Source organism: Psychrobacter sp. NG27, assembly GCF_016106655.1.
GTDB lineage: Bacteria > Pseudomonadota > Gammaproteobacteria > Pseudomonadales > Moraxellaceae > Psychrobacter.
In genome coordinates this window covers 81,561-102,477 of sequence record NZ_JADGIN010000001.1, presented here as the reverse complement: position 1 = coordinate 102,477, position 20,917 = coordinate 81,561, and the positions used below count along the sequence as shown (strand labels likewise).

At 41.7% G+C, this 20,917-nt stretch carries 16 protein-coding genes; 8 read left to right on the top strand and 8 right to left on the bottom strand.

Translation table 11 applies throughout. The features are described 5' to 3' along the window. The first annotated feature begins 46 nt into the window (after positions 1-46). The 3 genes from IP485_RS00395 to IP485_RS00385 all read left to right on the top strand — a co-directional run bounded on the left by IP485_RS00395 (position 47) and on the right by IP485_RS00385 (position 3,979). Positions 47-940, top strand: coding sequence for a LysR family transcriptional regulator (locus IP485_RS00395; RefSeq protein WP_198325517.1), 894 nt, complete (start codon positions 47-49; stop codon positions 938-940). 200 nt (positions 941-1,140) lie between these two features. Next, the gene (locus IP485_RS00390) at positions 1,141-2,004 is read left to right on the top strand and encodes a LysR substrate-binding domain-containing protein (protein WP_197177027.1); all 864 of its coding nucleotides are present in this window, start codon (positions 1,141-1,143) and stop codon (positions 2,002-2,004) included. 568 nt (positions 2,005-2,572) lie between these two features. Next, entirely contained in the window at positions 2,573-3,979 is a 1,407-nt protein-coding gene (locus IP485_RS00385) for an aspartate ammonia-lyase (protein ID WP_413787010.1), read from the top strand. Between the two features lie 213 nt (positions 3,980-4,192). On the opposite strand, the gene IP485_RS00380 is transcribed toward IP485_RS00385, so the two are convergent. Both IP485_RS00380 and IP485_RS00375 read right to left on the bottom strand, forming a co-directional pair. Beyond that, positions 4,193-5,089 carry a 3-hydroxyacyl-CoA dehydrogenase gene (locus IP485_RS00380; protein ID WP_198325515.1) on the bottom strand — a complete coding sequence of 299 codons (897 nt, stop codon included), beginning with the start codon at positions 5,087-5,089 and terminating at the stop codon, positions 4,193-4,195. 218 nt (positions 5,090-5,307) lie between these two features. Next, positions 5,308-6,030 (bottom strand): 3'-5' exonuclease, encoded by a 723-nt coding sequence (locus IP485_RS00375; RefSeq protein ID WP_198325514.1) that lies wholly within the window; start codon positions 6,028-6,030, stop codon positions 5,308-5,310. Positions 6,031-6,527: 497 nt separating this feature from the next. On the opposite strand from IP485_RS00375, the gene IP485_RS00370 reads away from it, so the two are divergent. Further along, on the top strand, positions 6,528-6,917 hold the full coding sequence (locus tag IP485_RS00370; protein ID WP_198325513.1) for an ester cyclase: 390 nt from the start codon (positions 6,528-6,530) through the stop codon (positions 6,915-6,917). Positions 6,918-6,958: 41 nt separating this feature from the next. Then, on the top strand, positions 6,959-7,777 hold the full coding sequence (locus tag IP485_RS00365) for an SDR family oxidoreductase (protein WP_198325512.1): 819 nt from the start codon (positions 6,959-6,961) through the stop codon (positions 7,775-7,777). 237 nt (positions 7,778-8,014) lie between these two features. Here IP485_RS00365 and IP485_RS00360 read toward each other — a convergent pair whose 3' ends face one another. Continuing rightward, on the bottom strand, positions 8,015-8,398 hold the full coding sequence (locus IP485_RS00360) for a YybH family protein (RefSeq protein WP_198325511.1): 384 nt from the start codon (positions 8,396-8,398) through the stop codon (positions 8,015-8,017). 114 nt (positions 8,399-8,512) lie between these two features. Between IP485_RS00360 and IP485_RS00355 the strand changes: the two genes are divergently transcribed. Then, the gene (locus tag IP485_RS00355; RefSeq protein ID WP_227686349.1) at positions 8,513-9,436 is read left to right on the top strand and encodes a LysR family transcriptional regulator; all 924 of its coding nucleotides are present in this window, start codon (positions 8,513-8,515) and stop codon (positions 9,434-9,436) included. Positions 9,437-9,600: 164 nt separating this feature from the next. Next, the gene (locus tag IP485_RS00350) at positions 9,601-11,217 is read left to right on the top strand and encodes an NAD(P)/FAD-dependent oxidoreductase (protein ID WP_198325509.1); all 1,617 of its coding nucleotides are present in this window, start codon (positions 9,601-9,603) and stop codon (positions 11,215-11,217) included. 439 nt (positions 11,218-11,656) lie between these two features. On the opposite strand, the gene IP485_RS00345 is transcribed toward IP485_RS00350, so the two are convergent. From IP485_RS00345 to arcD, 5 genes are all read right to left on the bottom strand, one after another. After that, positions 11,657-12,478, bottom strand: coding sequence for an alpha/beta fold hydrolase (locus IP485_RS00345; RefSeq protein ID WP_198325508.1), 822 nt, complete (start codon positions 12,476-12,478; stop codon positions 11,657-11,659). Between the two features lie 655 nt (positions 12,479-13,133). Further along, entirely contained in the window at positions 13,134-14,087 is a 954-nt protein-coding gene (arcC, locus tag IP485_RS00340; protein ID WP_198325507.1) for a carbamate kinase, read from the bottom strand. Between the two features lie 238 nt (positions 14,088-14,325). Continuing rightward, on the bottom strand, positions 14,326-15,336 hold the full coding sequence (locus IP485_RS00335) for an ornithine carbamoyltransferase (protein ID WP_198325506.1): 1,011 nt from the start codon (positions 15,334-15,336) through the stop codon (positions 14,326-14,328). Positions 15,337-15,425: 89 nt separating this feature from the next. After that, on the bottom strand, positions 15,426-16,670 hold the full coding sequence (gene arcA, locus IP485_RS00330; RefSeq protein ID WP_198325505.1) for an arginine deiminase: 1,245 nt from the start codon (positions 16,668-16,670) through the stop codon (positions 15,426-15,428). A 144-nt stretch (positions 16,671-16,814) separates the two neighbouring features. Next, positions 16,815-18,251 (bottom strand): arginine-ornithine antiporter, encoded by a 1,437-nt coding sequence (gene arcD / locus IP485_RS00325; RefSeq protein WP_198325504.1) that lies wholly within the window; start codon positions 18,249-18,251, stop codon positions 16,815-16,817. Between the two features lie 1,136 nt (positions 18,252-19,387). On the opposite strand from arcD, the gene IP485_RS00320 reads away from it, so the two are divergent. Continuing rightward, complete coding sequence (locus IP485_RS00320; RefSeq protein ID WP_198325503.1) at positions 19,388-20,893, top strand: hypothetical protein; 1,506 nt, start codon at positions 19,388-19,390, stop codon at positions 20,891-20,893. Positions 20,894-20,917 lie beyond the last annotated feature (24 nt).

Sequence of the window (20,917 nt, the reverse complement as noted above, 5' to 3'; positions counted from 1 at the left end):
ATTCGGCATTTACTGTTTCAGTTTTCGCGCAAATAAGGATGAAGAGATGGATAGACTGACCGCGTTACAGGTGTTTGTCACGATCGTTGAACAAGGTAGCTTGAGCCGTGCCGCGGACAATTTAGACATGTCTAGAGCTAAGGTAACGCGCTATCTGACAGAGCTTGAGAGCTGGATGGATATGCGCTTATTACATCGCACAACCAGAAGTCTAAGCCTCACTGCACCTGGTGAGCAGACCCTTGAGGTGGCGTATCAGTTACTTGGATTGACCGACTCGTTGGATCAGATACGCAATCAAAATACTTTGGAGCTAAAAGGTCAGTTGCGAATCACTGCCAGCTTTTCGCTGATTGATAGCCTTTTGATGGATGTGGTTGGTCGCTTTGTTTCTCACTGGCCGCAAACAGCAATTGATATTCTTACCACTGATGATTCGGTCAATTTAGTTGATGCCCGTATTGACTTGGCGATTCGTATCACCAATGACTTAGAGCCAAATGTCGTTGCCAGACGTATCGGTGAGTGCCACTCTATCGTATGCGCTGCACCTGATTATTTACAAAGGCGTGGCAGACCTACAGATGTACAGTCGCTTGTACATCACAACTGTCTATCGTTTGCGTATTTTGGACGGTCGGCATGGGTGTTTGATGGGCCAAATGGTCCAGAGTCTGTTCCTATCTCTGGCAATATCAGCGCCAATATCTCTGAAGTCTTGCTCTCTGCCACGTTACGTGGACATGGGATTAGTTTACAGCCATCTGGCGCAGTCAAATCTTTGATTGCATCTGGACAACTTATTGAGTTATTGCCTGAATGGAAACCTAAAACTTTGGGTGTTTATGTGGTTTATGCCAATCGAAAGCAGGTGACACCACTACAAAGAAAGTTTATTGATTTTCTCGCTGAAGAAATAAAGCGTTCACACTACTGGTAGCATTAGCTATGTTTATGATCATTCTTTCTTTGTTGGGCAGCTTTTGAATGGATACTGTTATCCATTACTCACCGTATTGGGCTGCCAAATTTAGATTGCTGTGGCCATATTAGGGCGTGTCCTCAATTCAATCGATGGTTATCTAAATGGGTTATAACAGGCTAACGATGGCTATCTTGATAACAAATGTGGTGGGATAAATGATAAGAGAGCTTAAAACGTTCGTCGCCGTTTGCGAGTTAGACAGTTTTGCCGCTGCCGCTCGGCATATAAACCTGACCCAATCTGCGGTTAGTGCGCAAATCAAAACCTTAGAAGACAATTTAGGATTGTCATTATTTACGCGCTCTGCCAGAGCCATTACGCTAAATCCGCAAGGCACACGCGTTTTACCGATAGCCAAAGAAATTTTGGCGCTCTATTCGACAATGCAACTGTCCTCAGATACTGATATTGCTAGCTATTACGGGCAGCTGAAGATTGGCTCGATAAACTCAGTGCAGGTGGGTATCTTACCAGAGGCGTTAAAGGCAATTACTTTGCTCGCCCCATTAATGCAGACGGAAATTGTCCCTGGGCGTGCTATAGAGTTATTTGAGAAACTGGAAGTCGGGGAGATAGATGCGGCTATTACTATCCAGCCAGCATTTGCCTTACCGAAAGACATCGTTACCCAGTCTATTATGACGGAGCCTTATGTGCTCATAAGCCCCAAAAAATGGCCTTTTCATAGTCTTAGACAAACGCTCGAGCAGCACCCCTTCATTCATTACACCTTACAGTCCTCAGCTGGTGCAAAGTTAAGCAAATTCTTTAAACAACAAGACATCAAGGTGAATACGATCATGGAGATTAATGATCTGGATGCCATCGTTAGGATGGTTGAGTCGGGCTTGGGAGTGGCTTTGATTCCTTATGCTGGACTATGGATTAGAAGTACGCCGCCTGTCCAAATTCACCATTTAGGTGATAACAGTTTGGTTCGAGAGGTCGTATTGGCATATCGTTATACCGATCGTCAGCAGCCGCAAATAAATGCCTTAAAGCAGGTATTGGGACTGTAAGTTAGTCTGCAATCTTACAACGCCTAGCAGCCTAGTTCGCGTTCTCACTCGGACTAGGCGTCTGCTTGTGCTACTCAAATTTGACAATTAATTAGCCTCTTTAACCCGTTAACCTTTTTCAATCAGTGCAACCTTTCATAAAAAATCTCTGCTATTGAATAAACATCCTTCAAAAAACCTGCCCTAAAAGTATTAACCTCTTTCGATAGAGTCGATACTCAATAAAACGGATATAGCATTTAATAACGCGAAACTGGTATAAATTTTTCTGGCTTGCTGTGCCTATGCCGACAGAGGCTGTGAAAAATTCATCCGAGTCCCGCTGTATCTTTTTAATATTGGACTGACTATAGACCAACCTTATCTATAATATTTTTTGCTGAGCACCAAAATTTTTGGGGCTGAGAGCAGAATATTTACGTTTTTCTTGCTCTACATTCTCAGTTACGATGGCTCTAATTTTTAGTAACGCCAAGACAATGACTCTAAATAACTAAGCATTGTCTGTTTACTTCTTCAATTTACCTTATCTCTAATAAGCCATAAAAATATGAAACATACAGATAATCTGAACCATGACCAAGCATTGACTCGTATCGAAAAAGATCTATTGGGCGAACAAGCCGTTCCTACTGCCGCTTTATATGGTATTCAAACGCAACGCGCCTCGCAGAATTTTAATATTACCGGTATGCCAATCAGTCACTTCCCCGATTTGATTAAAGCACTGGCAATGGTAAAAGCGGCCGCGGCTAAGGCCAATTATCAGCATGGCCTACTCAGTCAAGATAAGCTCAGTGCTATTACTGAAGCGTGCGCTGATCTTATACAAGGCGCGCATCATGATCAGTTTATTGTTGATCTCATCCAAGGCGGGGCAGGCACGTCGACCAACATGAATGCCAATGAAGTGATTGCTAATATTGGCTTAAAAAAGATGGGATTTGAGTATGGTCAATATGGCCATCTACATCCTAATAATGATGTCAACCGATCTCAGTCTACCAATGATGTCTATCCTAGTGCAGCACGCTTAGCGATTGTGTTTGCGGCAAAACCGCTTCAAGAGGCCATCATCAAGTTGCAAAATAGCTTGGCCGCCAAAGGACAAGAATTTAGCCATATTCTAAAAATGGGCCGCACCCAGTTACAAGATGCGGTACCGATGACGTTGGGTCAAGAATTTAATGCCTTCGCCAGTGATATAGGCAGCGAAACGGCTCGAATCGAAGACGCCTGCCTACAGTTATGCGAATTGAATTTGGGCGGTACGGCGATTGGTACCGCTATCAATGCACCCAAAGGGTATGCCAGCTTGGCGATTCGTGAGTTAGCCGACATCAGTGGTCTACCAGTGACCCTTGCCAAAGACCTGATAGCAGCCAGCGCTGATATGGGCGCTTTTATTACCTTTTCTGGTTCGCTCAAGCGTTTGTCAATTAAACTGTCTAAATTGAGCAACGATTTACGCTTACTATCAAGCGGGCCACGTACCGGTCTGGGTGAAATAAATCTACCGGCTATGCAGCCCGGCTCATCCATTATGCCCGGTAAAGTCAATCCTGTAATTCCTGAGGCCATGAACCAAACCGCATTTCAGGTAATGGGTACGGATATGACGATTACTATGGCGGCAGAAGCAGGGCAACTACAACTCAATGCGATGGAGCCGCTGATCGTTTATAATCTACTGAACAATGCGCGTATGTTAGAAAAGGCGATTCGTATGCTAGATGAGCGATGCATTCAAGGCATTACAGCCAATGAGACCCGCTGCGCACAGCATGTCGAAAACAGCATCGGTATTGTGACGGCACTGGTGCCTCATATAGGCTACGAAAACGCCAGTCGTATCGCAGGACATGCTTTGTTAAGCGGTTCAGGCGTCGCTGAGCTAGTAAAACAAGAAAAATTGCTGAGTGACGAAGAACTGGCCGCGATTTTATCACCCGATAGAATGGTCAGTAGCATATAGAGGTAGCCCAATATTCAAAGTCTGACTTAGGGCGTGTCATCCATTAGCGCATTGATGCATTGATATTGGCACATTGATAGATGCGCTATTCTGTACATTAAAAAAGACCTTCAATCGCTTGAAGGTCTTTTTAGTTTTATCAGTAATGTTAGCTTTTTAAGCATTTAACATAAGAGTCATGCTAACAAATTTTCATGAATAAATAGCGGTTTTTCATTTCAAAAAATCAGGATTCATAAAGGCAGGGTTTGGATAAGTATAAAATCCTTCGCCAGTCGCAGCTCCCATTTTATTTTTATCGATCATCTGCTCTTTCAGATACTTAGCGGCCTTTAGTCTTGCAGGGTTTTTAGTCGTTTCAGCGGCAAGCCTAGTGATGTTGTAGGCCGTGTTGATACCGATGGTATCCAATATGGCAAATGGGCCTGACGGCGCGCCAGTTACTATCATCCATGTCTTATCTATCGTATGCGGATCGGCAACCTCTTTTGCCACTAATTGCAAAGCTGCATCTATAAAAGGCGCTAACAAACTATTCATGATGTAGCCGGGTTGCTCTTTATCAAGCGGCGTTGCCACCATACCAATGGCGGTAGCAAAAGCAACGACATCATCAAATACTTTAGGATCTGTGCCTGGGTGCCCCATGATTTCAGCGACATTATGCATCCAAATTTTATTGGCAAAATGTAGGGCTAAAAACTGAGCAGGGCGTCCCGTTGATTCCGCAAACTGGCTAGGGAGCAGGGTTGAGGTATTGGTCGCAAATATGGTTTTCTCTGGTGCCAGTTTGGCAAGTTTTGCATAAAATTCAATTTTAAGTTCAGGAATTTCGGGAATGGCTTCAATCATGAGATCCGCATCTTTGACTGATTCTGCTAAGTCTGAGGTATAGCTAAGGTTTTCAAAGGCCTTATCTAGCTGCTCCTGCGTTGCTCTCAAATCTTTTCGAAAAGCCTTGCACATCAATTGAAATTTTGCCTTTGCTTTTTCTAATACATCATCGTTGACATCGTAAACACTGACATTAAAACCGTGGAAGGCGGCTTGAAAGGCAATTTGATAGCCTAAAACGCCGCTTCCTGCGACAGTTACATTCTTGTACGTCATAATATTAATCCCTTAAAAATAGTGGTTATAAGTCGCTAGATAAATGTTTAGAACTTATAACCCTATTATTAGACTGTTTTACTCTATTATTCAACCTTCATTTTTATAAAAACGTTAAATGTATTAGGGCGTGTCATCAAATCCCAATATTGACCAAACTATTAAGCATTAATTGCATATTCAAGTCAAAGTTTTGACATAGCAAATAGGCGTTAAATCTATAAGCCAGCCGTATCCAATGCCTGCTGACAGGCCTCAGCCAAATAAGGATCAATACTGTCTTGTTTGAGCATCCATTTTAGATATCCAGCCCCATCCGAATCAGTCGCCAACTCTGCAATAGCTTTACCCTTATGCTTACCGAAACTGAAATGAGTGGGTATACGTGCCATTTGGCTAAACTCATATAAGCTATCTACATCAGTGATGACATGACCTTGACTATTCGCCAAATCAATTAGGCTACCCAGCACCAGCTGAGTGAAGTAAATATCATAAACAGCAGCATGTGCATGTTTGGCTTGTGCCCGTGCGACATCGCGATGAAAGTGATAAAGCAGAGAGACTAGCTTATGGCTCTCTAGCGTAGGAAGTAGATAATTGGACATGGCATTGGTGCATATCAGCTTAGGGGTATGGGTCACACCAGCATTTTTAAGAACGGCCATATCAAAATCAATATTATGACCAATCAAATACGCCACACTGTTAGGCAGTCTAAAATCTGTATGCGGCGGCTCATTCGCAATATCTTCTTCACATATATGTGACACTGCCATCGAGCCTAGACTGATTTCTTTAAGGGGATTAAAACGCTTGGCTCTCGGCTCCTGTAGTACTTCTACCTTGCCATCAATGATATCAATAATAGAGTAGGCGGCTTCAGTCATGTGCGGCTCAACAAGCCCTGTGGTTTCGGTATCGAGTATATAAGTGGTCATAATAGGCCTTGTGCAACAGTGAGTTTTTGATAATTATAATTGATATAGGGTAAGGTGATAAGTAGACATGAAAAAACCCCGCAGCATAAAGTTTTCGGGGTTATATTTGGTATTATGTCATACTAGGGCGTGTCTTCAATTCAATCGATAAACATCTAAGATGAGCTTAGTGAACGCTTTTTTAATCAGGGTCTTGTGCTTGATTTTATTATTGTTAACAACAAATTTCACAAGCGGATTCTACAGCAATTTGTGATTGGGTCAACATATGCATGCAACGTAGGTACTGCCAGCACCACATTTGAATCTCAAACACGCCCTAATATCCGACGGTCTTTATCCTCTTAAATATAATAAATAAGCACTTAGGCAGTCAGCTGTTTTCAAAATAATATTGAAAGTGTTTCCAGTTATGGCTACTGTTTGCTTAAGCATGCTTTTATTACAATAGGCGCTATGACGAAGCATCACTGATCAAACAACCAAGCAGGCCATTTATGATTTTATCTGCCAATAAAAACAATGCAATTGCATACTATAAGACAGCTTTTGAAGGCAATCCCAGACAAGCAGTTGCGGACTATGTCGGAGAAGAGTATATCCAGCATAATCCTATCGTCGCAGGAGGTAAGTCGGGTTTTATTGAGTATTTTGAGCGTATGCAAGCAGAATATCCGAATAAATCAATCGAATTTAAACGCTGTATTATAGAAGATGACTTGGTTGCCTTGCATACCCATCAAGTTTGGCACAATGCAGATCAAACGGTGGATGAGTACGTCACAATGGATTTTTTTCGATTTGACGAGCTAGGTAAGATAGTTGAGCATTGGGATTCTATTCAGCTCATACCAAAAATATCAGCCAATAGCAATAAGATGTATTAGAGCATTTTTAATGTTCAACAGACCCTAATAGGAGAGAATAAATGAAAACCATATTAATTACTGGAACGTCTTCGGGAATTGGACGAGCAGCTGTTATGCGATTTCAACGTGCAGGTTGGAACGTGGCGGCGACGATGCGTCATCCTGAAAAAGAAACGGAACTGCAAGCGCTCAACAACGTTGTTGTCTTTCCATTAGATGTAACGGATCAAAATAGTATCAACTTAGCCGTTGAACAAGTGATTAAAGAATTTGGACAGATTGACGTCTTACTTAACAACGCAGGATATGGACTGGCAGGTCCATTAGAAGCAGTAGATCCAGTACAACTCGAACGCCAGTTCGCGACCAATGTATATGGTCCAATCTATATGATACAGGCTTGTCTTCCACATTTTCGTATGAAATCAGCTGGCTTGATAATTAATGTGTCATCGATTGGCGGTCGGCTTACCTTACCATTCAACTCTTTGTACCATGGTACAAAATTTGCGATTGAAGGGATTTCTGAATCCTTAGCACAAGAGCTTGCACCGCAAGGTATTGGTGTAAAAATTGTTGAACCAGGCGGTGTTAGAACTGATTTTGTAGGGCGTTCTCTCGAGTTTATGCAAAAACCTGACCTTCACGCTTACGACAAGTCCATTCAAGGGGCAATGGCTGTTTTTTCTTCTGCTGATCGGGGTAATGACTACTCTGAAGCAAGTGATATAGCTGAAATAATCTATCATGCAGCAACGGATGGCACCAATAGATTGCGTTATCTGGCAGGTGAGGACGCATTAGCCATGTCTGATAATCGGTCTAAGATGTCGGATGAAGAGTACATAGAATGGTCTGTGGCTCATTTTAATCTTTGATGGCGATTAATATAGTCAAGGAATTTTAGAGTCGCTACAAGGCAACTATTCGTAGATGTATAGTCAGCGAACTACTAAACCGCTACGATGTTACCCTCCCTAGAGGTACTAGTTGTATAATCTGCGGTCAGCTGCCTTGTAGCTGTTTTAGATTTCTTTGACTATATATGTGATAGTTCAAACGAGGTTAACGCTGTCAGTCTTTTATAGAGGATTGGCTTATTATTTATGGTCTTCTTAACGTTCGCCTTGTACTTCAAATTCATCACTAGCAAGTCGTGCATGTCCGTCTTCTTCTACTACCCAAAGTTCTTTATGCACAATACCGAAGGCTTTATTCATAGTCCAATGTGACGTTAAAATATAACCTTCTCCTTCAGCTTCCCAGTTTACTTGGGTATAGTCCACCTCTTTAAAACCTTGATTCATAATCCCTTGCCAGAAATCCTCGATTGCTTGGCGTCCTTCAAATACGCCAAAGGGCTTTGCTGTCATAACACAATTCTCTTGATATTGTGCAGCACACCCTTTTGCATCTTGTTTATTAAAAGCGGTTTGCCAATCTGAGATGCCTTTTTTGCATGCGTTTAAGATAGCGTTATCTGTCGCTGTATTCGTCATGAAATCATCCTTTATAAAGTGTTATTTAGTGATAGGAGTAGAGAATAGCACTGTAATTAGGATAGAAAAACAGCTACATTAGAAAGAACTGTTTAATAAAAGCGAACAATTACTATGATTAGATTACGCCAGATGTCAGTTTTTGCTCATATAGTCGAAACGGGTTCAATTACAGCCGCTTCAGAATTATTGGAGTTATCAAAATCTGTGGTAAGTCAGCACCTCAAATCTTTAGAAAATGAATTAGGTATTGTGTTATTGAAGCGTACTACGCGTAAGCAGACTTTAACCGTTGCTGGAAAACAGTTTTATCAACAATGTAAAATACTGAATCAAGTGGCTAATGACGCGTGGCTCGAAGCTCAACAATCTAAAGCAGTTCCTCAAGGAAAAATTAGAATTACAGCTCCTAACGCATTAATGGAAACCTTAGTAGCTCCTGCAATTGCTCGATTATTACCACAATATCCTCTTCTAAAACCGGAGTTAATTAGTCATGACCACCACTTGAGCCTAATGTCGGAAAATATTGATTTAGCGATAAGAGTTGGTCAATCAAAAGAGAGTACTTTAAAGCAAAAACGCATTGGTGAGTTTAGAGATGTACTTTGTGGAAAACCAGAGTATATCGCATCGAGTTCTTGGCAAGGCTTAGCGTATATTGCTAATACTTGGCAAGGGCATGAGATCTGCCACCAGTTTCATACTCAAGTAAAGCCTGCGCCTCTTTCTAAAAAACAAGTAGATAACCAAACAGGTCAAACCACTGGTGAGTTGATTTATGCAGCTAATGCGCATTGCATTACTAATTCTTTTCATACTTGCTTGTCATTAATTAAATCAGCATCAGGGATAGGTATTATTCCTGATTTTCATTTGAGAAGCTTATCATCAGAGCTTGTTGAGGTTTTCCCTGAGTATCAATTACCATTGAACACTATCTATGCATTACATCCTTTTGGTGATCAAACACCGCTGAGTGTTAACGTGTGTTTACAAGCTATTATGACCCAATTAAATATAACCACGACAGCATAATATACACCTGTTATGGTTGAGTGAAACTGGCCACTGTTTTATAGGTTTGACCCCTGCCATCAAATCCGTAAAATTACCCTGCGTACGTAAAATATTTATTCGCTTATTTGCACCAGTACCAGTAAAATGCGAGACTGTTTTCTACACGAGTTTATGAGTAACCAATGATACGTTTAACTGAAATTAAATTGCCATTAAATCATGCACCTGAAGATCTAACGACGGCTATAACGACAAAACTTAAAATTTCTGCTGAGCAAATGGCGTCATTTGTAATGTTTAAACGTGGCTATGATGCTCGTAATAAAAGAAATATCCAATTAATTTATACGCTAGACATCACACTGACCGACTCGGATTTAACCCATGATTTACTGGTTCAATTTGATTCAGACAACCATGTTAAAGCAACACCAGACACCAGCTACAAATATGTAGGCGCAGCGCCAAAAGAGTTAACTGAGCGTCCTGTTGTTATTGGTTTTGGACCTTGTGGTTTATTAGCAGCACTGACCCTTGCTCAAATGGGTTTTAAACCTATTATCATTGAACGTGGTAATGAAGTCAGACAACGCACCAAAGACACCTTTGGTTTTTGGCGTCAGCGCAAATTAAACACAGAATCAAATGTACAGTTCGGTGAAGGCGGAGCGGGTACTTTTTCTGACGGTAAACTATATAGCCAAGTGAAAGATCCCAATCATTACGGCCGTAAAGTAATGACAGAATTTGTAAAAGCTGGCGCACCAGATGAGATTTTATTTGTCAGTAAGCCGCACATAGGTACTTATAAGTTAGTCACTATGGTAGAAAAAATGCGTGCTGAGATCATAGCGCTTGGTGGGGAAGTCCGTTTTGCGACTCGCGTAGACGACTTGCACATCACTGACTCAAAAGTAACTGGAGTGACACTTAATACTGGCGAAACCTTAAAAACCAACCATGTTGTTCTTGCTGTTGGTCATAGCGCCCGTGATACCTTCCAAATGATCCATGATAAAGGCGTGTATGTTGAAGCAAAGCCTTTCTCAATTGGCTTTAGAATTGAACATAAACAGTCAACCATAGACCAAGCGCGCTTTGGTGACAATGCTGGAAACGAAATACTGGGCGCTGCGGATTACAAACTGGTTCATCATTGTAAAAATGGTCGTTCTGTTTATAGCTTCTGTATGTGTCCAGGCGGAACCGTGGTTGCTGCAGCATCAGAAGAAGGCCGTGTGGTCACTAACGGCATGAGCCAATATTCAAGGAACGAGCGTAACGCCAACAGTGCTATTGTTGTAGGCATAGACCCAGAGCGAGATTACCCAAACCATCCTCTTGCCGGTATCGACCTACAAAGACAACTAGAAACCTTAGCGTTTGAATTAGGCGGCAAAGATTACAGTGCACCAGCGCAAACCATTGGCGATTTCTTAAAAGGTAAGCCAGACTCAGAGTTAGGTGATGTAAAACCTTCTTATACACCAGGCATTACCTTAACTGATTTAAGCAAAGCGTTACCTGATTTTGCCGTAGATGCGATACGTGAAGCTATTCCAGCGTTTAATAGAAAAATCAAAGGATTTTCATCTGATGATGGTTTACTCACTGGCGTAGAAACCAGAACATCGTCACCAATTAGCATTAAACGCAATAAAGAATTCCAGAGCATTAATACCAAAGGCTTATTCCCTGCAGGCGAAGGCGCGGGCTACGCAGGTGGCATATTATCAGCAGGGATTGATGGTATTAAAGTGGCCGAAGCTGTGGCAAAATCGATGTTGAACATAGAGTAAGAGCAGATTTGGGCATTCCCCAATATCAAACCTCTTACCTAGATAAAAACATGCAAGCGAAAAAGCCTTTTAAGCTATGAAGTATAAAGCTTGAAAGGCTTTTTTGATTTTGGGCAATATGGCAATTAAGATGGTAAGCAATTAATTAATGGTTATAGTTGTTAAGAGGCAATAAAGAATCCTTGTGAGAGGCTTACAAGGGTTTAAATGATTACTATTCATATCTTAACTGGTGCGCTTACTCAGAGTAAGCGATGGGCTTAATGGTCTTTAATACCAAGCTATATTTTGCGGAAGTGTTGAAAGTCCGTTTCGTATACATGTCTACGGTTAATTCTCTGTAATGGCGAACGGCACAATAAAAACGCTGCATCGAACAGTAATATAGCGTTTCTGTTCGATGCAGCGACGTGTTATGTGTCTCCGTACCACTCGTACTTTAGCTTAGAAACTGGTTGATATGCTCACCAATTTCATCAGGCTTCTCATCAATCAACCAATGAGCAACATCTTTAATCCAGACAAGCTCTGCATTTGGAATCGCTTCTGCTAGCTTTGGTGCATATTCCGGTTTCTGGAAAGGGTCTTTATCACCCCACATGATGAATGTCTGATGCGGAAGGTTACTAAGTTCGTCAGTAATGGCCTGAGTATACTCTTTATTCAACCGTCTGAGGTTGCGAAAAAAGGCATGCTTGCCATCTTCAGTTGACCAAGGTTCGAGATACATCTCAATAAGCTCATCAGTCATGACGCTCTTATCATATACACCTTTTGGCAGGAAACCTCGCATCATGCTTAAAAAGTCCTCTAGACTCATCTCCGACTCAGCACCAGGTTCCTGTAACGGCTCAAAGTCTGGGATAGGCCATGAATCGAAGCAGATGCTATCTATCAAAACAAGCTTTCGAACTTTCTCTGGATAATTGACAGCTATCAACTGAGCAACACCTCCACCAATATCATGCCCAACAATATCTGCTTGACGCGCACCTAGGACATCCATGAGTTTTACAATCATGTTGCTTTGCGCATTAATGGACACATCTGCGCTTTTTGGTTTTGCAGATTTCCCATAATTGAGAAGGTCGGGGGCGATGACCCGATGTGTTTTTGCAAGTTGTGGAATAATATTTCGCCACATGAGGCTATTGGTTGGAATCCCGTGCAGCAGGATTATTGGACTACCTGAACCTTGTTCCAAAAATGCAATCTTATGCCCATCAATGTAGGCATGGTTTTCTGTTATTTGAGTGCTCATAGCATCCTCCTAAAGATGAATGTTAATAATCGTGAAATCATTCTATGGAAAAGAGAGACAGTTTTTGTCGGCTAAGATAAGCCAATAACTGCCCAAACGTTACAATAGCAATGTGAAGGAATTCTTCAGGAAGTATGCAGTCTCAGTGATCAACGGCAACACGGCTATCAAAAATAGCACCAACTGTGTACGGACCTTTATTTATAAGAAGCTTAGACTCATCCCACTATTTCTTCTTCTGGATTAGTCAAAAGCCTAATGCAATGGCTTTATTGAAATAACGCGACTGTGCCGAAGACTGTCGTACTGAAAGTTGTACTGAAGTGAGATAAACCAACCTGATGAAAGTGATTTAATCATACATTAATAGCAAAGGTATTATGGCTTCAGCCGTTATAGGTTTGTACCTCAACCGTTGGTAGTTTGTTGAAAGGTGTGAGAGAGATATAGTGTTATGGCCTAGCTTAGATTTAGAAAACGATATCCAGTCCCTGCAACGGCAATAGATATCGAAATTAAAAACCTTGATATTGAGAAGAGAAAATTAGAGATACCGTCAAATCTGAGCAAGCCAATAGCAGACTGATGAGCCGGTTATTTTTGGAACGACTCAAAAAATATTGTATATCGTAAAACTACAGATGCAATCGAGGGTTTACTCTGTGTTCTTCGGAGATACAGCGGCATATGTGAGGCCTTCGTACTCCATTGAAACACGAGTACCGCCACCTCCCTCAAGTGTCTGACCAATATTGGTCAGTGAGCCGATGATGGCGGTGTTTCCAGTCGCACGCGCAAACTCGCAAGCTGCTGCAACTTTTGGCCCCATAGAGCCCGCAGGAAGATCAAACTCACTTAAAGCGTCTGGGTGTGCCTGCAAGATGCTTCGTTGTTTGTCAGTTCCAAAGTCTGTATAAACATACGCCACATCCGTGGCAATCACCAATAACTCACATTCAAGGCTACGGGCAAGTAAGGATGCGCACAAATCTTTATCGATTACTGCCTCGACCCCTTGCAAACAGCCATCTTCATCAAATGCCGTTGGGATACCACCTCCGCCTGCACAGATAACAATCGCACCTTTTTCAAGTAGCCACTGTATGGGTTTTAGCTCAAATATTTTTTTGGGCTTAGGGCTTGCAACCACTCGCCTAAAATATTGACCATCGGCTTTAACAACCCAGCCTTTTTGCGCACTTAGCTTTTCTGCTTCCTTTTTTGAGTATACAGGGCCAATAGGCTTGGTTGGATTGTTAAAAGCAGGGTCTTTACGGTCGACTTCTACTTGAGTGAGTAGGGTAGCAATGGATGAGTCTCTCGGCAGGACATTCCCAAGCTCTTGCTCGATGATGTAGCCAATCATACCTTCCGTTTCTGCGCCCAAAACGTCTAATGGGTAAGTATCGACTTCAGTGTAAGCCGCGCCTTGCAAAGCAAGCAAACCGACTTGGGGGCCATTACCGTGAGCAATAACTAACTCGTTACCCTCCGTAACCTTGCTGATTTGTTCAACGGCAGTCTTGATGTTTTGGCGTTGGTTTTGAGCAGATAACGGCTCTCCACGTTTTAATAAAGCATTACCACCTAAGGCAATTAGTAACCTCATGATATTTTCCTACGCATTATCTTCAGTTAACGTCATATCAGGGCGTGTCTTCATTTCAAAAATAGTGATAAAAATGAGATAAATGGCAGTCAAACAAGAAAAATAGCGCAGATAATATCGAGATATTAGTCAGCTATTTGACGCCGTTTGGCAAGATTTAGCCACTTTTAACCTATTTAGATGACTATCGATTGAATTGAGGGCACGCCCCGGTAGCCCACGCTGTTAATGCTATAAATTAGATATTACCAAGCGCCGAGACCAGAACGGCTTTAATCGTATGCATACGGTTTTCGGCTTGTTCAAATGCGATGTTGTAAGGTGATTCAAATACCTCTTCGGTCACTTCGATACCATCTGCGAGCTGTGGGTATTTTTCAGTGATTTTTTTACCAACCTCGGTATCTGAATTATGAAAAGCGGGTAAACAATGCATAAACTTCACTTTTGGATTGCCAGTGGCTTTTATCAGATCCATATTGACTTGATAAGCCATTAGCGCATCGATTCGCTCCGCCCAGCTCTCAATAGGCTCACCCATCGATACCCATACGTCGGTATGAATGAAATCAACGTCTTTTGCCGCCGTTGTTACATCTTCGGTGATGGTAAGACGCGCACCTGATTCTTTGGCAAAGTCTGCACAGGTGGCCAAAAAGTCTGCTTCAGGCCATAAGTCTTTAGGGGCACAAAGGCGTACGTCCATACCCATCTTAGCGCCCATTAAATACAATGAGCGGCCCATGTTATTACGCGTGTCACCAAAATAAGCATACTTAATCTGATGGGTTGATTTGTCGGTATGCTCACGCATGGTCATTACGTCTGCAAGCATTTGTGTGGGATGAAATTCATTCGTTAGGCCATTAAAGACAGGAATATCCGCATATTCTGCTAACTCATTGACAATCTCTTGACCGAATCCGCGATACTCGATGGCATCATACATACGGCTCAACACACGAGCGGTGTCTTTCATGCTCTCTTTGTAGCCGATCTGTGATGAGTTCGGGCCAATAAACGTCACATTGGCACCCTGATCATATGCCGCTACTTCAAAAGCACAACGAGTGCGGGTTGAGGTCTTCTCAAAGATTAGCGCAATGTTTTTGCCCAAAAGATGCTTTTGTTCTGTGCCCGAGTATTTTGCTCTTTTTAAGTCACAAGCCATATCCAAAAGATACGTAAGCTCGCGTTCACTATGATGCATAAGGCTCAGTAGATCACGGTTGTGAAGATTGAAACTCATGATAATTCCTTAATTTTTAGTGTTTGTTTATTTTGGCTGGACTATCACTGTATTTGGCGCCGCTATGAGCAGGTAGGGTTCAATACGCCCTAATCTGTTGGATCGCGAATGATAGGGCAAGTCATGCAGTGGCCACCACCACGTCCACGGCCCAGCTCGGAGCTTGGAATCGTAATCACTTCAATGCCTTGTTTGCGCAGTAACGTGTTGGTATAAGTATTGCGGTCATAAGAGATGACAACGCCTGGCTCAAGGGCAAGGACATTATTACCATCATCCCATTGCTCACGCTCAACTTCGTAGCTATTGCCGCCTGTTTCGACCACTCTTAATTTATCGACCCTTGCGGCTTCTTCTACCACTTTCAAAAAATGTCTGTCATCTTCGCGCACATCTATACCGTGTGGCTTGCTTTCATCAGGACGAATATGAAAGGTCGTAATATGATCTGTCACTGCTGGAAATACGTTGACCAAATCAATATCGCAAAACGTAAACACGGTGTCCAAATGCATTGCAGAACGTTGCTTAGGTAAGGCCGCTATGATGATATGGTCAACCGAACCATCGATGAATAAAGTCTTGGCCAGTCTGGTAATCGCTTGTTGTGATGTTCTTTCACCCATACCAATCAGCACGGTTTTGTTGCCAATAGGCATAACATCACCACCTTCTAAACTACTTCCCTTTAAATCTTCTTCAGTGTCATCCATCCAAATTTTGAAATCAGCACCTTTAAAGTCTGGATGAAATTTATAAATAGCAGAAATAAGGAGCGTTTCTTGCTGGCGAGCGGGCCAGTACATCGGGTTGAGCGTCACACCGCCGTATATCCAATTCGAAGAATCGCGAGGAAACTGAGTATTGGGCAGTGGTGGCAATACAAACTCAGTCGTACCTGAAAGTGCGGATAATTTTTTGAGTGATGCCCCAATATCATTCGGTAACTCTTCAGTGGTGACGCCGCCAATTAAAAATGAGGACAGTTTCTTGTGCTCAAGTTTGGTCAACCAATCTCTCACTTCGCCAGCCAATAAAGTACCGACGTGATTATCAGTGATTTTATGATCCATAATCCACTGCATGGCATCATTATTATCAAGGGTTTGTGCGAGCAGTTGATGCATCTCAACCACCTCAATATCGCGATCTCGCATTTTTGTGACCATATCATAATGATCACTTTTGGCCTTGCTCACCCACATGACATCATCAAACAATAAGTCATCACAGTTTTGCGGTGTCAGTCTTTGATGGGCGAGACCTGGAGAACACACCATAACTTTATGTAATTTACCGACTTCTGAATGAACACCTAAAGATTTGTCAGACATTTTTGTATCCTTATGCGGTTTGGGTGCAAGTATCTCAGCACTGTTTATAGGACGAACAATCTAAAAAAGCAACTGATGTGACAATTACGACGAACGGATTTTTCTGGTGATTACAACGGTAAGGCATTTTATTGAATAGGGTCACTACAAGCTTAACGTACCGCTGTACAGGCCATAGGCTGCATAGATGGCACTGACAGTAATGACTACCAGCACCACTTTTTCAGCTGTATTGAAGAGCTGATAGCTGTGCTCTCTGCGTGCTTTTATATAGAGAACCACACCAGGAAGGTACAATAAAGCGGATAGTAAAAAGTACTGAATACCGGCTGCATACAACAGCCAAATACTATAAAACAGTGCGGTTACCCCAATAACAATGTCTTTTTTGGCGCTCTCGGATGCTTTGTAACCCTCTTTGCGATAGGCCACCAAAAATCCATAAGCGGCAGAGAAGAAATAGGGAATCAAAATCATGGAAGTGGACAGATAAAAGATATTGTTATAAGTGCTTTTACTAAAGTAGGTGATGACTAAGAATAACTGTGTTGCTGCAGAAGACACCAATAGTGCATTTACTGGCACATCAACAGCATTTGTTTTATAAAAGAACGTCGGCATGGTTTCGTCCTTGGCGGCAACGAATAAAACTTCGGCGCAGAATAGCGTCCAAGCCAATAAACCACCGAGCAGCGAGACGACCAAACCGACTGATATAAAGGTCGCGCCCCACGGGCCAACGGCATACTCCAGTAAATAAGCCATCGAAGGATTTTTCATCGCTGCCAGCTCAGGGAGTGACCTAACACCCATCGCTAAAAAGTTAACCAGCATTAATAGCACTAACGTAAAAATGAACCCCAATACGGTGGCTTTACCAATATCAGAGCGTTTTTTGGCGCGTGCAGAATACACACTGGCCCCTTCAATACCAATAAATACCCATACCGTCACCATCATCATGTTTTTAACTTGATCAGGGACTGACCCTAGATCCGTCTCTCTGCCCCAAAAGTCGCTATTAAAAATATCCATATTAAAGACCGTAAAAATAATGACAATAAAGGTGAACAGCGGTATCACTTTGGCGATGGTGATCAACGTATTGACTGAGGTAGCCGTCTGGATACCTTTAGTAATCATGAAGTTATATGCCCACAATAATACAGAGGCACCCACTAATGCAGTCAGAGTATTACCATCTCCAAACACATTAAAAAAATAACCCAGCGTACTAAATATCAGCACATAGTAACTGACGTTACCCAACCAAGCAGAGAGCCAGTAGCCCCATGCAGAGTTGAAACCCATATAGTTACCAAAACCTGCCTGTGCGTAGGCATAGACCCCACTGTCAAGTTCAGGTTTGCGATGTGCTAAATTTTGGAACACGAAGGCAAGCATCAGCATGCCAACGCCAGTGATTACCCAGCCAATCAATGAGGCACCAGGGCTTGCGGTTTCAGCGATGTTTTGCGGCAATGAAAAGATACCACCGCCTATCATAGAGCCTACGACAAGGGCAATAAGTGCGGTAAAGTTTAGATTTTTCTCGGATGGATTATGCGTTGTTTCAGACATGTTGAAGACCTTTTATTCTCTGATAGAGAAATATATGAAGGCAACAAAATAGATTTGGTCTTGAAGAATATTTAAAAATAGTTTTTAGTATATTAAAACTCCACAATATTAACATGGAATATCATAGTTTTGTTAGCTCAATGGCCATCATTAAAAATATTTATGTATCTATACCAGTTAAATAACGGTGATAACTCATGATAAAAATGTTTGCTATGGCAGCCGTTTTTGTACAATCAGTCTGTTGAGTCGGTCAAAAAACTTGCAGGGTTATATGGGATGAATCATAGGATGCTCAAAATAAATGCAGTTTCTGATGGTGTATTGTGGTTGTGGTATCGAATACCATAACCACAATATAACTATGGATTTATTGTTATTTCTTACTAGGTCGTGTCCTAATCGGCCCAATATCCGATGAATCAACTGTATGCCGAACATCCTATATAAATCACTCACCATTCCGCCTTGGCGTAGGAATTGTCTTGTGCTTACACAGCGCCAATATTGCCAGTCATCGTGATCAACACGAAATGTGCTTGATCTGATTTCTTATATTCAACACGCCCTATACTAAAAAATCATTAAAATTTCAAATTGAGGACATGCCCTAATATGGTTAAAAGACGTATGGGCTGGTTATTTTCTGTTTTATTTCCGCATATAAATAATATATAGGAACCGTGCTGAAAAAATCTGAGGCTTCAGGGCGTAATATGAGCTAGCTTCACAATAAAATTACAAGCTTTAGAGAGGTTTTGTAATGTGTTCAAATCTATGGCGTCAAAACGAGATACATGAACAAACTCTTGTCAATATATTTAGTTTAACAAATTTAGGTTCATGGTTACTTCACTATGGCTTAAACCTTATACAGTTAATAAGCTGAATCAGATTTCCCGAACAATTATTTTCTTAGAAAGCAATAAGGGTAAAGTTATTTTTTAGGCCTAATACTAACATTTGTTTGCTGAATGTTTGTTTTTTGTATATAATGCTCTGATTTTATGACTTGCGAAAAATTCAAAGAGGGTAATCTTCATTGTTGATAGAGATATTTATCAAGTAAGCCCTGAGTTTAAAATTTAATAAAAAATTATAAAGATAACTAGAAATTCTAATTAAGAGGGTAAGTTATGAAGAAGGCTATATTGACACTTTTGTGCTTGTTGGCTGTTCAAGTTAGTAATGCTGAAATTATTAAAGTGAATGGTGAGGGTGCTACACCTATTATAAAAAAAGATCTGAATGGCACACGTAACCAAGCATACAACAATGCAAAAACTGATGCTGTCATTGCTCTCATTAAGCGTATCAATGGTCCCCAAGCGATGAATGAAGCGACTCAGTATCTAAATGACATTGTAAAACAAGTTGACAGTAGTTATGTGCTAAACCGAGGCAGTAGTACCAACAGCAACAATGAATTGGTCACTCAAGTTAGTCTGGAAATGGATGACCAAGAATTTCGTTCAATTCTTAATGATTTAGGATTGGCGCAGAAAAATAGTCGAACCAGTCCGATTATGATTGTGATGGATGAATACTTCGGCGTACCAAAAGATAATTCTAAGCCAGTTAAAGAGTTTACTTCTTATTTTTCAGATCGCAGCTATAGCTATGATGAAGATGCAAGTTACAACGCTAGTGAAAGTGCTAAAGCCAGTGCGTCAGATTCGTACTCTTCAAAAGGACGTTCAGCTGCTGCCGCAGGTTATGCCTATGATAACTATTATGGGGCTGGTGTAGGTGTTGCTGCCCGTTCATCAAGCCATAATAATTCAGGTAAATCAGCATCCTCAAGTAACTACAATGCCAGTGAGTCAGCAAAATATAGCCAATCTGAACGTCAAAATGATATTCAAAATTTTGTGAAATATGTGGAATATCAAACACCAAGTACTAAAGCTGAGCGTAACAATCAAACCTTAAATTCAATTGCAAGTTCTGCCTCTCGTTATGATTTGCGGTTGCTCGATTCTGACCGTTTTAGAAGTCAGTACTTAAATGGTCGCAGTATGACCATTCAACAACTCATGAGTGATGCAGAGCTCAATAAGCTAGTAATCGCGGCACGTGAAGAAAAAGCGGACTGGTTTATGGCTGGTAGCTCTTATATTTATGATCGTGGTCGTTCGAGTGCCACGGGTCAATTTGTCTGTGATGGTGCGGTAAGTTTTAAAATCTATTCAGTAGATGATTCAACTTTAATGGGCGGGGAAACTCGTACAGAGTCATCGACAGGCGCGACCACAGATTCATGCCGTACCAATGTAGCAAAGAAACTGGGTGAATTAGCCGTTAGCCAAGTTGGACCACAGATTTTAGGTTACGCAAAAAATCGCACTATGTACGGTAAAGAGATTACCATTTTCTTAAAAAGTGCTTCTGGCATTGTAACTTCACGTCTCGGGGATGATTTGTATGTTGCCCTAGATGAAATGGATGGCGCTGAAAATATCGATATTCGCACTCAAAATGGCAAGTTGGTCGAGATGACCCTGACCTATAAGAGTGAAAAGCCAATTAGTGGAGAATTGGCCAAAGCGCTACGTAAAGTAAGCCCAATGCTATCGAGCGCCGAGCGTCTACAAGCTGGAAATACCATCACACTTTGCATGGGTGGTATTCAGTGCAAATAAAATTTAAAGCGTTATGTTTGGCGA